We start from the raw sequence: 657 nt of genomic DNA on the forward strand, positions 1-657 counted from the left end.
GCCGGCTCCCACGCCGCCGCCGCCCGCGCCCGTCCGGCGCCCCGTGGCCGCCCCCGCGCCCTCGTATTCGAGCGCCGAGTTCGTGGGCCTGGAGCGCCGCTCGGACGACCGGCTGCACGCGGACGTGCGGGTGACGATGAAGAACACGGGCATCTTCACCGACCACCGCATCATCAACCTGTCGTCAGGGGGTCTGTTCATCGGAACGGACCGGCCGCTGCGGCTGGGGACGCAGGTGGAGCTGACGCTGCGCTTCGATGATCCGGAGCGGGTGATGACCCTGCGCAGCTCCGTCATCTGGGAGAACTCCCTGGAGGACGGCAAGAACCCCCGGGGCTACGGCCTGCGCCTGAGCGCGTTGCGCGCGGAGGAGCGGGACTTCATCCAGCAGTACGTCCGCCGGACCCGGAAGCCCTGACTAGAGCAACTGGCCCAGGAAGACCGCGCCCATCGCCACGAAGGCCACCCACACGGCCATGACGGACTTCAACTCCAGGTCCCTGCGGTCCAACTCGTTCGCGAAGTTCATGGTGTCTCTCCAGTGATCAACGCCTTCACCCTTCCCTACGGCGCACCCGCGCGGCGATTGCCTCCGGGCCCCGGCCCCGCGTCCCGCGCCGGGCATCCGGCCAGGGGAGCGCAGGGCCCCGGCCGGTG

At 70.9% G+C, this 657-nt stretch carries 1 protein-coding gene; it reads left to right on the forward strand.

Annotated features, from left to right (window positions below):
* Nucleotides 1-418: TIGR02266 family protein (locus ACLEQD_RS44860; protein ID WP_410391985.1), on the forward strand; the 418-nt coding region annotated here is incomplete at its 5' end.
* Nucleotides 419-657 lie beyond the last annotated feature (239 nt).

It is taken from the genome of Corallococcus sp. 4LFB (assembly GCF_046520365.1).
In the GTDB taxonomy this organism is placed as follows: Bacteria; Myxococcota; Myxococcia; order Myxococcales; family Myxococcaceae; genus Corallococcus; species Corallococcus caeni.